The organism is Candidatus Pandoraea novymonadis, assembly GCF_003004665.1.
Taxonomy (GTDB): Bacteria; Pseudomonadota; Gammaproteobacteria; order Burkholderiales; family Burkholderiaceae; genus Pandoraea; species Pandoraea novymonadis.
Map to the genome: position 1 here is coordinate 359,735 of NZ_MUHY01000001.1, position 17,760 is coordinate 377,494.

Genomic DNA, 17,760 nt, shown 5'->3' on the forward strand with positions numbered 1-17,760 from the left:
GAGAATTAGTTACGGAGGAAAACAAGCCTATTTCATAGGAGAAAAACCAATTGCTCCACTAGGGGAAAATAAAAAAGGAACTTTCCCCCTAGGAAGAAATTTATTCTCGAAATTTGGGTGGATAATAAAACAGAAAAATCTAATTACTACACAACTGCCGTGGCCGGCTTGCTCTTAAAAGTAAGCTTTTCCTTAATACGAGCAGATTTTCCAGAACGCTCTCTTAAATAGTAAAGTTTTGCCCGGCGCACATCACCACGACGCTTGAGTTCAATACTAGCAATCAGTAAAGAGTACGTTTGAAAAGTACGCTCAACACCTTCACCAGACGAAATCTTGCGAACAATAAATGAGGAATTCAGACCACGGTTACGCTTAGCGATGACCACACCCTCATAAGCCTGAATACGTTTCCGACTACCTTCCACTACATTTACATTCACCACCACAGTGTCGCCCGGAGCAAATTCAGGGATTGTCTTGTTCGCGGTCAAACGCGCGATTTCTTCCTTTTCAATCTGTTCAATCAGATTCATTACTACTCCTTATACCATCTTGATGGCGTTATACCGAAGATACCGGCCCCAACAGAGGATGAAAATCTAGCGCCACCAAAATAGCAACGCACTATTAGTTAACCTCAATTTTAAGACTTGCCAACCATGCCTCATCAGCAGAGTTTAGTAAGCCATTTTGACGTACCATCTCAAGCAAATCGGGTCGCTTACGCCAAGTATTCGCCAACGCATCGCGCCGCCGCCATTTTTCAATCTCTGCATGGTGTCCACTCAACAAAATTTTAGGCACCTGCAAACCTTCATATTCTTCCGGTCTTGTGTAATGGGTAAAATCGAGTAGACCCTCAACAAAACTATCCAGTTTATTCGATTCCGAGTCGTTTAGGGTACCTGGTAACTGCCTAATTAGGGAATCCATTAGGACCATCGCCGGCAACTCCCCACCAGATAGCACAAAATCTCCTACACTCACTTCCTCATCAACACAACGATCAATCAATCGCTGATCAACAGCTTCATAGCGCCCACATAAAATAATGAGGCCCTGTTCATGCTTTTGAAAATCCATGATGCGACGGTGACTGAGTGGCTTACCTTGCGGCGACATGAAAAGCACACGAGGCTTTGCAACACCTTTCTGCACCTGTGCAACTTTTGCTGTAACAATGGCTGCTTCTAGAGGTTGAGCCAGCATTACCATACCTGGACCACCGCCGTATGGCCGATCATCAATTGTACGATAACTATCATTCGTAAAATCACGCGGATTCCACGTACGTAATACATACTTCGCCTTCTTTAAGGCGCGGCCAGTAACACCCCAGTGAGTTATTGCCTGAAACATCTCTGGAAACAGAGTAATAACATCAAACTGCATGAGAATGGCCTTTCATTCACAACATCTAGGTAAAAAACGCACTCCAAAAGACCATTAATCCTCAGTAATTGAGTCCCCAGTCAACCACAATGCGCCGTTTTGCCATATCAACACTTTGAACATAGTGTTTTACAAATGGAATTAATCGCTCTCGCACCCCGACAGAGCGAATGTCCTCAATAGAGGATTCGTGTACCACACGCATAATACTATGGATGCCGTTATCTAACATGCTTGCAACATTACCAAGATCTTGTCCCTGCAAGTTCGTCACATTAGCACCGATTAGATCAACCCAGTAAAATTCACCTTCCTCTGTCATCGGAAAATCGACACGTGATACCCAAAGCTGGATCCCTTTAAGGGATCCAGCTTCCGTTCGATTGACAACCCCGCACAGTTGGGCGACGATTGTACTAGAATATCTACTACTCCTCAAAATATCGGCTAAAAACCATCCTACTTTTCCAGGAACTTGACAGTACCATTTTTTAGCAGACAACAAACAATCACCTTGACCGATATGTGGCCGCACTTTTACCGAACCAAAAATACCATGAGCACCCGAAATATATCCCAATTCAATGAGATCAGTTGGGACATTGATCACTGGATGCAAAATTCGCTTCAGCAAAAATTCAACACTCTCTAATTCCGTACGATTCTTCATAAGTACGCGAAGGGTCTCACACAAATGAAAAAAAGACGAAGCTCGACGCTTACAGAATAAACTGAAAGCGCCAATAATCCTTAAGCCAACTCAATCAACGTTTTTCGATAGAATTAGCTCATTAAACAGAGCTAAAGAAAAACGTTCAAATTAAATAGAAATCTTTCGACTACCAACCAGGCGTTTAACAGTTGGGGATAATTTTGCACCGACATCTTTCCAGTAGTTCAAACGAGCTTGAGAGATGCGCAGAGACTCAGTATTCTCGCTAGCTACCGGATTATAAAATCCAATGCGCTCAATGAAACGACCATCGCGACGATTGCGCGAGTCAGTAGCAACAATGTTGTAGAATGGGCGCTTCTTCGCGCCGCCACGAGCTAGGCGGATAACGACCATAATAAAAATCCTTGAAATCCAGAAAATTCGATGTTCGGATGAACATCCTGGCAATTATACCTCAAAATCTCACCAAAAAAACCACTCTAAAATGTAAATCTACTAGAATTGATTCAACAGCGAACTGAAAACTACACACAGATAAATAGCCCTAGCAAAAAACATCTTACATCTAAACTCTGCTCTCTATTTTTCTCAGCAAGTAAGATGTCCTGAAAGCAGGATTTCTGAAATAGGAAACTCAACATTGCTAATGCGGAAATTTACGGAATATTTCTATCCTCTATCTTTAGCTGTATGCCTCTGTGCTGTTATAAAGAGATGACTCTATCCTATTTTCGGATACGCTTAAATACATCAAAATATTCATCAAAGCGCAAAAATATAAAAGATTATCTCTAGCATCTAGAACCATCAGTTATTTCGTTTATTTTCTTATTTACATCACTTTGACCTGACGAACGAACTTTTTAAACTGCAAAAAGAGATCTATCCATTAAATTATTGGAGACGTATCCCCATTCCAATGGACTCGTCTGATATTTGACACAATAAGAGAAAAAAGTTATTCAGTACATCTCATTTCATATTTCTCTTTGCATCCATTCTGTCCAGCCATCAATACCAAGACACCGCAAGGTGTAGATGTTTCTCTGATAAATATCCGCAGTTTGAGGAAACGCATCAACAACCCGACTAATACTTGCCTCTTGCAGTAAATGCAATATTGGATACGGAGAACGATTCGTGTAATTATCAATATCGTTCTTTTTCGTTCCTTTAAATTGATAATTTGGATGAAACGTTGCAATTTGTATCACACCACTCAACCCCATTTTTTCGAGCAACAGTTCTGCAAAAAAAATAAAATTATTATAGTCGAAATAATCTTGCAGCACATTCGGTAGAATCAATAGAGTTGTATCATTCGAATCATTTCCAAAATTAATCAAGTTCTGCAGCTCTTGTTCAAGAGACTGTAGTGCAGCATCAGGTGTGGTCGCATCACTAACAGAATAATGGATTTTCCCCTTAACGTACACCGATTTTGCAAACGGACATAGATTCAAACCAATTACTGCACGGGTCACCCAATGAGAAACATCCGCTTTGATCTTCAAAAAATCTAAGGTAGAAATAACAGATATCCTTATGTTAAATTAATCTTCTATTAAAGAAGAAAAATATCTGAAAACCTTCAGATATAAAAAACGCAACACACCATCAGGTAAAGTGTGCTTTAAAAGTATTCTGAATTAAAATAAGAAATGTTTATTTTCACTTCTGTACAGTAAAATTATTCAAGAGATTTTTGAAATCTCGCTCATATAATCCAAAATAACAGAAATAACTTTGAACCATACAAAAACTCCAATTTATGTATCAAAAAATCAGGATACCTACCATACTGAAAGTACTGGTGCTAATTGAATATAAATGTCATAGATTCAAGCACTTCCGATCTATTGACTATAGCAGCACACCCAGTACGTTTACAGAGGACAGCACTCCAAAAAATGTTCCATAAAAAACAGAGAAATCGTCAGCTCAAACTTTAGCGTAAAGCATCAAAGGATTATTGCGAAATTAGCCACGGTAAACAGGAAATCGCCGAGTCAATTGAGCTACTTTTTCACACACGGCAGCAAGATTATGTGCATCTTCTGGTTTTTCTAAGACATCAGCAATCAAATTACCGACCACTTCTGCTTCATCTTCCTTGAAACCACGTGTTGTCATTGCTGGCGTCCCTAGTCGGATACCACTCGTCACAAATGGCTTTTCAGGATCATTGGGAATAGTATTTTTGTTAACGGTAATGTGAGCCCTACCCAGTGCTACTTCAGCCGTCTTACCAGTAATATTTTTAGCACGCAAATCCACCAGCATTACGTGGGATTCCGTACGACCAGAAACAATTCGCAAACCGCGCTTAGCTAATGTTTCTGCCAAAACAGAAGCATTCTTTAAGACTTGCGTTTGGTATTCCTTGAAGGCTGGACTCAGTGCTTCTCTAAAGGCCACAGCCTTACCAGCAATCACATGCATCAGAGGCCCTCCCTGGATGCCAGGGAAAATAGCTGAATTAATCGCTTTCTCATGTTCAGTCTTCATGAGAATAACCCCGCCACGTGGACCTCGCAAGCTCTTATGTGTGGTTGTGGTGACGAAATCAGCATATGGAACTGGATTAGGATATACCCCAGCAGCAATTAAGCCAGAATAATGTGCCATATCCACCATGAATAGCGAACCAACTGACTTTGCAATCTGCGCCATCCGCTCGAAATCTATACGAAGTGCGTAGGCCGAGGCACCTGCTAGAATCAGTTTTGGTTTATGCTGATCAGCCAACTTGGCTGCGGCTTCATAATCGATTTCTTCCTTATCATTCAGACCATAGCTCAAAACATTAAACCATTTGCCAGATATATTGACCGGCGAACCATGAGTTAAATGACCACCATGAGCAAGGCTCATTCCCATGATTGTTTCGCCCGGCTTAAGCATGGCAAAATACACCCCTTGGTTAGCCTGAGAGCCAGAATTTGGTTGTACATTAGCAGCTTCAGCACCAAACAGTTCCTTAACTCGTGCTATGGCTAGCGCTTCGACTTCGTCAACAAACTCGCAACCACCATAATACCGCTTACCCGGATAACCCTCTGCATACTTATTAGTGAGCTGGGAACCCTGCGCTTCCATCACGGCAGGACTCGCATAGTTTTCTGAGGCAATCAACTCGATGTGATCTTCTTGACGTTGATTCTCCTTTTTAATCGCAGCCCATACATCGGGATCAATCGCGGCAAGAGTGAATTTCTCTTTGTCAAACATGAATTTCCCATTCAATTGAACAAATTTCTCAGGATAAACGAAGCTAAACTCCTACCATCTTTATGGAAGATGGGTATAGGGAAGAGAAACTGCTATCACGCTAACCCGAGGCGAATAGAGCAAATAAGCATAAGAAAGACTCTAAATCTCATACCCTAATAGCTGGCACCTGTCACGGAGGAAAAATTAGGTCTTCTGAGGTAAGTTTATGCCAGCTTTGTATGTTAAGCAACTATATTATCTCTCGCCTATGAGCGAATTCAATATTTACCGGGGCTACAACCTAAAGACTACGTTATTCCTATAATCAAGGGATTATTCCGAGTAAGAGATAAAAATGCCATTAGAAAGTAACTCAGGTTGATTCACATCCAACAAAACCGGAAACCTATAGAAATCTCTAGAGATGATGCGTAATTGATACCTATAGAAATAGTTGCATTCAACGAATGAATCATAATTTACTCGTAAATTTTCGATCAAAAAAACAAAAAAATTTTCATCGCAACATAAGTGCTCTTCTACGATTTTCGGAATATTTAACGGAATTTTTAGTGCAGGACATTGTTGGTTTTGTTGGTTTTCTTACTTTTCCATTCCTAAGTACATTAAATTTCGGCATAATGCCAAACGTCCATCAGGAATGTGAATAACTAAACTCACCGGGGTGCCTTGGCGATGGCTGCTCATGCCACCATTTCAATCTTTGCAACCACCGTGGTGGCTACATGCTGGCTACATGCTTTTTTTCTTAAACCTTACCAAGCTCCTGCCCCGCATCAGGCCAGTAAGTTCATGTTATGCCTGTCGTTTTGGCCAACTACCGCTCTGTCATGATATGAAGAAATACAGAACCTCCCGATTGCTCAGGCTTTTAAACTTATGTACTCTCCTCTTATTGACAGGCTGCGATATGGCCGTGCTCAATCCGAAAGGACTCATTGGTGAAGAGAACAAATCATTGATTCTCACATCCACTTTCCTGATGTTGATCGTTGTGATTCCAGTGATCTTCTTAACTTTGTACTTTGCATGGAAGTACCGTGCCAGGAACACTTCTGCAAAATATGAACCAAAATGGTGTCATTCAACTGTCATTGAAGTAATCGTCTGGGCCATTCCAGTCGTTATTGTTACAATTTTAGCTAAGATTACGTGGATTTCAACGCATGAGCTAGATCCATACAAACCACTGGATCATAGAAAAAAACCAATCACCATCCAAGTGGTATCTATGAATTGGAAGTGGCTATTCATCTACCCGGAGCAAAAGATAGCGACGATCAATCAACTCGCGATTCCAGTCGATACTCCAGTCAATTTTAAAATTACCTCGGAATCGATTATGAATTCATTCTTTATTCCGCAATTAGGTAGTCAGATTTACTCGATGGCGGGCATGGAAACCAAGTTACACCTCATTGCTAACGAGCCTGGTATTTATGATGGTCTCTCTGCAAATTACAGTGGTGCTGGATTCTCTGGCATGCGCTTCAAAACCCTCGCTCTATCAGAACATGACTTCCATCAGTGGATAGAAAAGGTTCGTAGCGCTGATAAAATACTCGATAACGACGCTTACCAAGCCTTAGTCGCTCCGAAAGAAAAAAATACTGTAACATACTACAGCTCTGTGGACCCATACCTCTATCTGACGATCTTGCATACACCTATGGTCGCAGGAACCACGAAAGGGAGAATTGGGACAGCATCACTCAATGGCCTAATCATGCCTTGGTGTGACGATAAGACTCGCAAACAAAATAATCAAATTCGCACAGTTGTACCATCGACACATACGAAAAAAACCACAGATCACTCGCTAAAATTAGCCATGGAAGGCTTTCGCTCTCTGGGAAACACCACCGTCGAGTCCATGACGCCTTCTGACACCACGGCACATACGTCTTCAAAGGAGTAATCGATGTTTGGCAAGTTAACGCTAGAAGCGATTCCATACCACGAACCGATTGTTGTCGGTGCCGTAGGTGCAATGTTGTTGGGTGGGCTAGTTTTGATAGCACTGATAACCTATTTCAGAAAATGGAAATACCTCTGGAATGAATGGATTACCTCCGTTGACCATAAAAAGATTGGGGTGATGTATATTATAGTAGCACTCATCATGCTGCTGAGAGGATTTTCCGATGCCATCATGATGCGTAGCCAGTTAGCAATCGCTCATAATTCCGCTGGCTTCTTGCCACCAGATCATTATGACCAAATATTTACCGCACACGGCGTAATCATGATTTTCTTCATGGCTATGCCATTCATGACAGGCTTAGTCAACTTCATCGTGCCTCTGCAAATCGGTGCACGCGATGTTGCGTTTCCGTTCTTAAATACTCTATCGTTTTGGTTATTTGCGGCGGGTGCACTGCTCATCAATATTTCGCTTGGCGTAGGTGAATTCGCAAAAACAGGTTGGTTGGCCTATCCACCATTATCAGGAATTCAATATAGTCCAGGCGTGGGGGTTGATTACTACATCTGGGCCCTGCAGATTTCTGGATTAGGGACGTTACTCACAGGGGTAAACTTCCTTGTCACAATACTCAGAATGCGAGCTCCTGGTATGAATTTGATGAAGATGCCCGTGTTCACATGGACCTCTCTATGCACCATGGTAATGGTATGTGCCGCTTTCCCGGTATTAACTGTTACACTCGGCCTCCTCTCGCTCGATCGCTACCTGGATTTTCATTTCTTCACAAATGATCTGGGTGGTAATCCAATGATGTACATCAACCTCATATGGATTTGGGGGCATCCAGAGGTGTATATTTTGATACTACCGGCTTTCGGTATTTTTTCAGAAATTATCACAACTTTCTCCAGTAAGAAATTGTTTGGCTACAAAGGAATGGTCTACGCTACGGCTGCAATCATGGTCCTCTCTCTCCTGGTCTGGGCACACCATTTTTTCACAATGGGCTCTGGAGCGAATGTGAATGCCTTCTTCGGGATCGCGACGATGATCATCGCAATCCCAACAGGTGTAAAAATCTTCAATTGGCTATTCACAATGTACCGTGGTCGTGTGCAAATGACGACACCGGTTTTATGGACCCTAGGGTTCATCGTTACATTTGTTATCGGAGGCATGACTGGTGTTTTGCTAGCCGTGCCAGGTGCTGATTTCGTACTGCATAACTCACTATTCTTGGTTGCTCACTTCCATAACACCATTATCGGTGGTGTACTTTTTGGTTACGTAGCAGGCATGAACTATTGGTTCCCGAAAGCCTTTGGTTTTAAACTCGATGAGCGTACGGGTAAAGCAAGCTTCTGGTGTTGGCTAATTGGTTTTTATCTAGCCTTCATTCCTTTGTATATCCTTGGTCTTATGGGCATGACACGTCGTCTGAGCAGCTACGATAATCCACTATGGCAACCATTTTTATTGGTGGCATGGGTTGGTGCATTATTCATTGCTGCTGGCATCTGTTTTCAAGTGCTACAGCTGTTAATTTCTATAAAAAACCGAGAAAATCTAAAAGATTTAACTGGGGATCCATGGAACGGCCGCACACTAGAATGGATGACAACCTCTCCCCCGGCTAATTACAACTTTGCTACAATTCCAGAGGTCCATGACATCGACGAACTAGCATATCGTAAAGAAAATAACATTAATTTTGATTTAAAAAGTGACTATGTTCCTATCCATATGCCGAAAAACACCAGCGCTGGCTTCATTATCAGTGCGTTCTCACTGGTGTTCAGCTTTGCCATGATCTGGTACATCTGGTGGCTAGCCATTTTGGGTTTTATAGGTATGATCGCCACATTTATTTACCGTAGCAATGATGATTGCATCGACTACTATGTTCCTTCCCATGAAGTGTTAGCAACTGAGTCGGAATATTATCGTCGACGCATCGCAAAGAACTAGGCTTACTATCATGAGCGATGTTTTGAAATCTACTGACACTCACGTGCATACACACGAACACCAGAACGATATCGGTGCTAACACGATCTTCGGTTTCTGGAGCTATTTGATGACTGACCTGGTTCTTTTCGCATGTCTGTTCGCAACCTTTTCGGTGCTCCGCAATGCGACCGCAGGAGGACCAACTGCTTACGAGTTGTTCGATCTCAAGTTCGTATTAATCGAAACTTTCATTTTATTATTTTCATCAATCACTTATGGCTTTTCCATGATCGGCCTACACGGTCGCAAGAAAAAAGTGGTGTTATGTTGGCTAGTGGTGACGTTCTTACTTGGAACAGCGTTCACTAGCATGGAAATCTATGAATTTCATCATTTAATCAAGGAAGGTGCTGGACCGAGTCGTAGCGCCTTCCTTTCTTCTTTCTTTGCATTAGTTGGCACACACGGCTTACACGTAGCCAGTGGACTTCTATGGCTTTTAGCCTTGATCTATCAAATCAACAAGAAGGGTCTCACAGCCACTAACTCTATTCGTTTAAATTGTATGTCATTGTTTTGGCATTTTTTAGACGTTATCTGGATTGCTGTATTTACCATCGTGTATCTGATGGGAGTAATGTAAATGGGCCATATTCAAAGTATTCAGACTCATGATAATACTGAGAGCCAAAATATCGCTTTCAGCAGTCACGGAACGATTAAATCATATTTAATTGGCTTCGTCTTATCAGCCATTTTGACCTTCATTCCATTCAAACTTGTAATGGATAATAACCTACCAAAAAGTATCATTCTCATGGTCATGATACTTTTCGCTACGCTTCAAATTGTTGTTCATCTCCTGTGCTTCCTACACATGGACGGTTCATTGACTCAGCGTTGGAACGTCATAGCATTTGCATTCACAATGCTAATTGTTGCAATTATTTTAGTTGGCTCACTCTGGATTATGTTCAATGCGAATGAATTAATGATGCTACCAATCCCGTTTGACTAATACTTGTGTTTATAACGTGAAGAATAATAGTGCCATCAAACTAAGACAAAAGAGTAACGAATATAAAAACTTTCCATACACTGTCCATCAGGAATAAATAGACAATGAGATCCCCAGTATCCAATTACATTTACAAAAAAATACTTTTGATTTTCAGATAGGTTCTTTCAAAAAATAAATCTAATTGATCCACTGGACGAAGAACCGTAAAAAAACTCGTTACAATCTTGGATTGTACCTTAGTGTCTATGCCAGAACCTATTCTCAGGAATAGTGATCCAATCGAGGTTTAGTAGAGTCGTTGGTATTTTATAAATGAAAGAAGTCTTAAAACAGGCCCCCTGACCTCAAAAACACTAACGGTACTCCGTGCTTTGGAAACATAAATCACTCAACTTGAAATTAAACTGAGTTATCAGGATGATTTACTCCAAATACTTAACGACCTCGTCGCTCAGAAATAAAACAATATTAGTTGCAAATCCATTTACCTCAAAAAAACAGTGTTTTGCAATTCTTTAGCCGATAAAATTCCACATGCATAGATGAAGTAACATGCAGCAAAAGTGTGTTCATTCAGACTTTTCAAGTATCCAAGAATACTCATCATCATTACTACCAACGATTAAAAAATACATACATTGATATGTAATATGGAAAGGAATGTCGTGAATAGATAGCAATTCACAACTCGATATTCAATCAAAGCAATCACTAGACAATAAGGTCTATCGACAAATACTATCTCATTTAATCCGATTAAATTTATTACGCAACGAATGCGCGCTCCACTAGATAATGTCCAGGAGTGTGATTGTGACCTTCAATGAAAGCATTTTTCTCCAATAGAATAGACATTTCTTTTAGCATTTCCGGACTACCACATATCATGATACGATCGTCCTCCTTAGAAAAAGGAGGCAAATCGATGTCGACGAAGAATTTATTGGTTTGAATCAACTCAGTAATTCGTCCCTGATTTTTAAAGTCTTCTCGCGTTATCGTTGGATAATAAATAAGTTTATTGCGGACGAATTCACCAAGATACTCATCTTCAGATAAATCTTCTGTAATCAGATTACGATAGGCTAACTCATCAACAAAACGGCAGGTGTGTGTAAGTATGATCTTTTCATAGCATTCGTAAATTTCAGGATCTCGAATAATGCTCATAAAAGGTGCTAGCCCAGTCCCTGTCGAAAGCAAATAAAGATTCTTTCCAGGGAGTAAATTATCGACAATCAGCGTGCCTGTAGCCTTCCGACCAATAATTACAGAATCACCTGGCTTTAAGTGACGCAGACGAGATGTCAAAAGACCATGCTCTACTTTAATGCTCAAAAATTCCAATGTTTCCTCATAATTCGCGCTCACCATACTATAAGCGCGTAAAACAGGTTTACCTTCAATTTCCAATCCAATCATTGTGAATTGACCGTTAACATAACGGAATGAGGAATCACGGGTTGTTTTAAAGCTGAATAGTGTATCCGTCCAATGATGAACTTCTAATACTTTTTGTTGATTCTGTGAAATCATAATAAATAAGCATCGGTGTAAACTGTCTCAATGATAAAAAAGGCGACTGCCAAATAAATAATTACAATTAATATTACGGGTTAATTAACTTTTATATCCCCTACATTGGGAATAATTTTCGTCCGAGAATTCAATTAATTATCCAGTAAAAAGAAGCCTTTATATCTACAGATGGTGAAACATCTCGAAAACCTCTCGAAACTTACTCAACACAAAAACCGTTAGGATTATTCACTTGCCAGCGCCAATGATCCACACACATCCGTGGCAAATCATATTGTGCATACCATCCAAGTAAACGCTTAGCCTCCACAGTAGAAGCATAGCAGGATGCTATATCACCTGGACGCCGTTCCACAAGTGTATAGGGCACACTACGACCACTGGCTTCCTCAAATGCAGAAATAATCTGTAATACACTATAACCATGTCCAGTGCCCAAATTCACTGTAAAGCTATGATCAAGTTTCCGCAAGCCATCTAGGGCGGCAAGATGTCCTTTCGCCAAATCAACCACATGAATATAGTCCCGCACACCGGTGCCGTCTGGCGTAGGCCAATCACAACCGAACACCTGCAATTTCGGCAAATGTCCCGCTGCTACGCGAGCAACAAATGGCATCAGATTACTTGGGATACCCAAAGGATGTTCACCCAACAAACCACTTTCATGTGCACCAACCGGATTAAAATACCTTAGTGTCGCAATACGCCACGTTGGATCAGCTGAAGCGAGATCAGAAAGAATTTTTTCTCCAATCAGCTTTGTCTGACCGTAGGGATTAGTTGCGAAAAGTGGGGAAGACTCATAAATAGGTACAGTCACAGGATTACCATAAACATTAGCTGACGAACTAAACACAAGCGTTTTGACATTGCTTACTATCATCGTTTCGATCAAAGTAAGCAAGCTATCAATGTTGTTGCGATAATAGACAATGGGTTTGATGACTGACTCACCCACTGCTTTAAGGGCAGCCAAATGAATTACTCCAGTGATATGGTACCGATCAAAGATGTTTAACAAAATCGCGCGAGAACAGGCATCGCCTTCCACAAAAATAAGCTCCCGTCCCGTGATACAACTAACACGCTTCAGTGAATTAGGATGGCTATTAGTAAGATTATCAAGCACTAGCACTTGATATCCATGATTGAGCAGTTCAACGCAGGTATGTGAGCCGATAAATCCGGCGCCACCGGTCACGAGAATAGTCCCCTGAGTATTCTTCATATGCTATAGAATGTCTCTCTGCTTAGATACCCAAAAAAGGGGTTCAAAGTATCAGTGGAGAATCTCTTAGACCCTCCACTGAATGACTTTAAAAAATAATTAATCCTAAAATATTACTCAACACAATTCTCAAGAAAGTGCAAAAAGCGAGACTTTCTTTTATATTACATACAGAAAATAATATAACTCACAATCACACTCTGCTCACAAAGTATCTAAGGCTCTATAATGTACTCATTTTCGACTAGCATCGGTGCCAGACAATTCCTCACAGACTTATTTACTAATTGAGTGAGGACGGCTTTGAAACAATAGCCATAAGACGCCACTAAGCATGTATTATGGCGCAAATAGAACACCATCTCCCCAAATTTGGGAAGTGTTGAAGTTGCTGTTGTCGCGGTAATCACTACCACTCAAGGGAAAACAGATATGAATAAACAAGAATTGATCGACGCCATCGCAAGCCAAACTGGGCAAAGTAAAGCTCAAACAGGCGAAACTCTTGACACAGCGCTAGATGTCATTAGAAAAAATGTTGCCAAAGGCGGTAGTGTACAGGTGATCGGCTTCGGTTCGTTCAGCTCGGGTAAGCGAGCCGCACGTATCGGCCGTAATCCAAAAACCGGAGAAGAGATAAAGATTCCGGCTGCAAAAACTGTTAAGTTTACCGCTGGTAAAGCATTCAAGGATGCGGTCAACGAAAAGAAATAGATGCCCCCCCTCCACAATTCGTTTTGGATAGGCTTAGGCTTAGACTTAGGTTTGGGCTGGCCTATTTTTTCTCTAAATAAGGTGATACCCATAATCTGCTATTAGGGTTTTCTATTTCTTCAAATTTTCCTCTCTCTATTTTTAAGATATCGCATCTTCATATCCCAGATATATCTAGCCAATTTTCCCGCAGCATCGGGATATCACCACTCTACTAAATTTATGATCTCGCTCGAAGCTAATCTTTTATAGCAATAACTAACACTCGAAAAATATCTTCAACTATAATTCAGCAGTTATATAAATTGCGACAGCGAACAGCGAAATGAAATAATTTTTGAATTGATCTTATAATTCTAGTTACAATAATGTCAAAACTCCACGATCTCCTAGACAGCCCTTGCATCGGGGTTTGCTCTACCCTTTTTGACGAAATCTGTAAAGGCTGCCACCGTACTGCTTTCGAAGTCAGTAATTGGGTTTTCTTCAGTGAAGAGGAGAAAGCTCTAGTGTGGGAACGTATCAAACGCGAAGGTTATTCCATGTAATATCCGTTTAGCAAGGATACAATAGAATCAGTCGAACCAATTTCATTCTCTTTCTTCTGAAAAACTTCTCACTATTTATAATAATAGGCTGCTACGCTATTAAGAACGATTAGGTTGCCGTCAATGACACCTGGGTTTTGCGTATTTTAATAACGCTAAAGTAGCATATAGCGAATCTTATCGCCCTTGATACTCAAAGCCTTTTTATAAAAGGCAATTTCAGAATATTTTTCCCCCAATGCTAAAATCACAGTGTTTACAGCTAAGCAATAAAATTAAGAAAAAATAATTTTATTATAAAATAGAATTCTCTTAGCAATCACGCGAATGTTCTCAACGATTTGCCAAATAAATTAATCAGTCAGTTACTATCCACGGATAATCGAGCGCTTATCAATGCATGGTCCGAAATACGTGACCATGGCCGACCATGCAGTACTTCAGCACTTTCAATATAAGATCCCCTTGCATAAATTCGGTCCAGTCGAAGCAAAGGCAGCACACTCGGAAAACTACGTGCAGGGCGCCCTACAGTTGGTTGAAAGACTTCTGTGAGTGCTAGACGGTCGACGAAAAAACGGTTAGCCTGGTTACTCCAATCATTGAAGTCACCCGCAATAATCAGCGGTGCATCGATAGGAATTGCCTCAGCTACGCGAGCCGTCAGCATATCGAACTGACAGCGCCGCCCAGATCCACTAAGTGATAGATGTACACACAAACAATGAAGCGGCTCAGACCTCCCAGGTAAAGCCACTTCAGCGTGTAACATTCCACGTCTCTCAAAACTATGGGTTGTGATATCGTGATTATCCGAACGTAAGATCGGATACCGACTTAGGATCGCATTCCCATGATGGCCGTGATCATAAATTGCAGTCCGCCCGTACACATGAGCACCCCATGTCGTTCCCGCCAAAAATTCGTGTTGTGGTTGAATAGGCCAGTTGCTATGGCGTAGCGCATTATGTTGATGCAATCCCTGGACTTCTTGAAGAAAAATAATATCTGGCGAAAGTTCTTCCAATGCTTTACGCAATTCATGTACACGTAAACGATTGAAGGCAGAAAAACCCTTATGAATGTTATAACTTACAATGTGTAAAGTATTCGACATGATCTTCGACACGTACATGGTTATCGAATAAAAATGATGCTTGTGACTCGTTTTTCACACGTTTCAGTGGTCAAATGCTCTAAAACGATAACATTTGCAACTTTCTAATATAAATTACATTCAATCTGACAACGTCAACAATAGTAATCACATAATTTAATGAACACGACAAAACATCCGAAGATGTACTCACAACCAAAAAATATAGTCTTTACTAAAACGCTTACTAGGATTAAATATGAAAAATTAGTGGATTATCTCCATGGGATATTCTTCCCATCTCACTTTGGTGAGAAATATCATCCTATGGATACTGTTAAACTAAGTCTAAACAAAAGAACCCACTATGAATGGCCACCATTCTGTATATCATTTTGTTGTTCTAGCGTTTCCTTTAAAGCAATCTGGAGTTTCGCATGCATCTTCACAAACCAGCTTCGCAGTACCACTGCTAGGCAAACAGCAGCAATACCTGTAAGAAGTAGCATTTCTGTCGACGGCAAAATACTGGCCGACAATACCGCCAGCAATAACATGACCCCAACCATCGCGGCAATTGGCAAAATTTCCGCAACGACACGTCTCACGTGCAACGTATAGCGTCCAGCCAAATTGCTGGGCACCGACAACTCAACAAGCAGTAAACTCAACGACTTCAGCTTACGATAAACAGCAACAAGAAATGGTAATGATAGCAACAAAGCTCCTCCCCACACGACTGTACTCTGCGCAGCTACAGCCAGAATCCATGGTGACATGAGCTTCGCAAACTGTTTAAAGAAAAACGCTCCCCCGAGAAAAATTGCTACAACAATCGCTAAATTCACAGCGACATTCAACAAAATACGTCTCACGACTGCCATCAAAGCTGCACTATCTCCCGACAAATGGATACTCTGAAGCCATTTTGTGTACTGTGTGAGTACATAACTGACACGCCCAGGCATCATACGACCCAACCACTGTGTAAATGGATCGGCTCCGCGAATCAAATAAGGTGTAAGCAGTGTAGTAATCACTGAAACTGCAACTGCAACAGGGTAGAGAAAATCGCTTGTAACCTTAAGTGATAGTCCTAAAGCAGCAATAATGAACGAAAATTCACCAATCTGTGATAGCCCCATGCCAACACGCATTGATGTGCGACCATCCTGACCCGACAAAAAAGAACCCACACTACACGATACGATCTTGCCAATAACAACCGCAACTGTAATGATAGCAATTGGCCCCAGATAACTAATAATTACATTAGGATCTAACAAAAAACCGATAGTTACAAAGAAAATGGCACTGAACATATCACGTAGCGGTGCCACCAATCGTTCAATCATATGCAACTGACGGGCCTCTGCGATAATTGCTCCAATTAAGAATGCCCCAAGCGCAACGCTGTAACCAAGCTTAATCACCAAAAGACAAAAACCAAAACATAACCCAAGTACGGTCACAAGTAACATCTCGGAACTCTTGAACTTCGCAACATACGCAATAGCACGGGGTACAAGCAAGATACCAACAACAAGAGATACCACCATAAACAATAATAGTTTGCCAAGTGTAAAAGTTGCTTCACTGGTATCAACTGAGCCAGTGATTGCAATACCAGATAGCAATGCAATCATCCCAATCGCTAAAATATCTTCAACAATCAACACGCCAAAAATTAGCTGTGCGAATTTTTCCCGTTTCAAACCAAGTTCATCAAGTGCCTTAACGATAATTGTTGTCGAAGAAATCGCGAGCATGGCGCCTAGAAACAAGGAATCCATTAATTTCCATTCGAAGAAACGGCCAATTTCAAAGCCAATCCATAGCATCAATATGATTTCCGTCAATGCTGCGACAACTGCTGTCACACCAACCCTCGCTAGCTTACGTAAGCTAAACTCAAGGCCGAGGGAAAACATTAAAAATACCACACCAAGTTCAGCCAAAATACTGATAGTTTTCTCATCATGTATCAGAGAGAATGGCGGTGTATAAGAACCAATAATCACGCCCGCGACAATGTAGCCAAGGACTACTGGTTGACGAAAACGATTAAAAATAACTGTAACAATACCGGCCAACAGCATAATTACAGCAAGATCCTGAATGAAGTCGACGGCGTGGTGCATCCGATAATTTCCTCCGAGGCGCCTTTGCGCCGATATTTATTTATGTACTTGACTTCATGCCGCTTACGTCTCCGAACTGCGGTGACGAATAGAATATCATGTATGGAGGAGAGCCAGTTTTCTGACATTGACATTCAAGTGTTCAAGAAATTTGACTTTCACTGGTCAATAAATATCACTCCCCCAATACCTATATAACGCCAGATCCATAGAGCATGAAACAATATATACAATTATTTCGTACTTCTAAGCAACTTCCAATTGCTACTTGTAATTGGAAGAAAATAC

Annotated in this window: 16 protein-coding genes; 6 read left to right on the plus strand and 10 right to left on the minus strand. The window is 41.1% G+C overall.

Annotated elements, in window-relative coordinates:
• Positions 1–146: 146 nt before the first annotated feature.
• The 6 genes from rplS to glyA form a co-directional block, all read right to left on the minus strand.
• Entirely contained in the window at positions 147–536 is a 390-nt protein-coding gene (rplS, locus tag BZL35_RS01550) for a 50S ribosomal protein L19 (RefSeq protein WP_106182220.1), read from the minus strand.
• 94 nt (positions 537–630) lie between these two features.
• A complete protein-coding gene (gene trmD / locus BZL35_RS01555) occupies positions 631–1,395 on the minus strand; it encodes a tRNA (guanosine(37)-N1)-methyltransferase TrmD (protein WP_106182222.1) in 765 nt (254 codons plus the stop codon).
• Positions 1,396–1,456: 61 nt separating this feature from the next.
• Positions 1,457–2,065, minus strand: coding sequence for a ribosome maturation factor RimM (rimM, locus tag BZL35_RS01560; protein ID WP_106182224.1), 609 nt, complete (start codon positions 2,063–2,065; stop codon positions 1,457–1,459).
• A 150-nt stretch (positions 2,066–2,215) separates the two neighbouring features.
• On the minus strand, positions 2,216–2,464 hold the full coding sequence (gene rpsP, locus BZL35_RS01565) for a 30S ribosomal protein S16 (protein WP_106182227.1): 249 nt from the start codon (positions 2,462–2,464) through the stop codon (positions 2,216–2,218).
• 584 nt (positions 2,465–3,048) lie between these two features.
• Entirely contained in the window at positions 3,049–3,585 is a 537-nt protein-coding gene (locus BZL35_RS01570; RefSeq protein WP_245916318.1) for a DUF1415 domain-containing protein, read from the minus strand.
• Between the two features lie 466 nt (positions 3,586–4,051).
• Positions 4,052–5,302 (minus strand): serine hydroxymethyltransferase, encoded by a 1,251-nt coding sequence (gene glyA / locus BZL35_RS01575; protein ID WP_106182232.1) that lies wholly within the window; start codon positions 5,300–5,302, stop codon positions 4,052–4,054.
• 838 nt (positions 5,303–6,140) lie between these two features.
• Between glyA and cyoA the strand changes: the two genes are divergently transcribed.
• From cyoA to cyoD, 4 genes are read left to right on the plus strand one after another with little or no spacing between them, the layout of a single operon-like run.
• The gene (cyoA, locus tag BZL35_RS01580; protein WP_106182838.1) at positions 6,141–7,223 is read left to right on the plus strand and encodes a ubiquinol oxidase subunit II; all 1,083 of its coding nucleotides are present in this window, start codon (positions 6,141–6,143) and stop codon (positions 7,221–7,223) included.
• 3 nt (positions 7,224–7,226) lie between these two features.
• Entirely contained in the window at positions 7,227–9,200 is a 1,974-nt protein-coding gene (cyoB, locus tag BZL35_RS01585) for a cytochrome o ubiquinol oxidase subunit I (protein WP_106182235.1), read from the plus strand.
• A 10-nt stretch (positions 9,201–9,210) separates the two neighbouring features.
• On the plus strand, positions 9,211–9,825 hold the full coding sequence (cyoC, locus tag BZL35_RS01590) for a cytochrome o ubiquinol oxidase subunit III (RefSeq protein WP_106182238.1): 615 nt from the start codon (positions 9,211–9,213) through the stop codon (positions 9,823–9,825).
• Positions 9,826–10,200 carry a cytochrome o ubiquinol oxidase subunit IV gene (gene cyoD / locus BZL35_RS01595; protein WP_106182240.1) on the plus strand — a complete coding sequence of 125 codons (375 nt, stop codon included), beginning with the start codon at positions 9,826–9,828 and terminating at the stop codon, positions 10,198–10,200.
• A gap of 768 nt (positions 10,201–10,968) precedes the next feature.
• Here cyoD and BZL35_RS01600 read toward each other — a convergent pair.
• Entirely contained in the window at positions 10,969–11,739 is a 771-nt protein-coding gene (locus BZL35_RS01600; protein WP_106182242.1) for a ferredoxin--NADP reductase, read from the minus strand.
• 202 nt (positions 11,740–11,941) lie between these two features.
• Positions 11,942–12,973, minus strand: coding sequence for a UDP-glucose 4-epimerase GalE (galE, locus tag BZL35_RS01605; RefSeq protein WP_106182245.1), 1,032 nt, complete (start codon positions 12,971–12,973; stop codon positions 11,942–11,944).
• A gap of 405 nt (positions 12,974–13,378) precedes the next feature.
• Here galE and BZL35_RS01610 point away from each other — a divergent pair, with 405 nt between their 5' ends.
• Together BZL35_RS01610 and BZL35_RS01615 are read left to right on the plus strand one after the other, a co-directional pair.
• Positions 13,379–13,687, plus strand: a complete 309-nt coding sequence (locus BZL35_RS01610) for an HU family DNA-binding protein (RefSeq protein ID WP_420837018.1) — start codon at positions 13,379–13,381, stop codon at positions 13,685–13,687.
• Positions 13,688–14,052: 365 nt separating this feature from the next.
• The gene (locus tag BZL35_RS01615; RefSeq protein ID WP_106182250.1) at positions 14,053–14,235 is read left to right on the plus strand and encodes a DUF1289 domain-containing protein; all 183 of its coding nucleotides are present in this window, start codon (positions 14,053–14,055) and stop codon (positions 14,233–14,235) included.
• 361 nt (positions 14,236–14,596) lie between these two features.
• Here the strand turns inward: BZL35_RS01615 and BZL35_RS01620 are convergent, their stop codons facing one another.
• Positions 14,597–15,352 (minus strand): endonuclease/exonuclease/phosphatase family protein, encoded by a 756-nt coding sequence (locus BZL35_RS01620; RefSeq protein WP_106182839.1) that lies wholly within the window; start codon positions 15,350–15,352, stop codon positions 14,597–14,599.
• Between the two features lie 344 nt (positions 15,353–15,696).
• Entirely contained in the window at positions 15,697–17,472 is a 1,776-nt protein-coding gene (locus BZL35_RS01625) for a cation:proton antiporter (RefSeq protein WP_106182253.1), read from the minus strand.
• Positions 17,473–17,760: the final 288 nt, after the last annotated feature.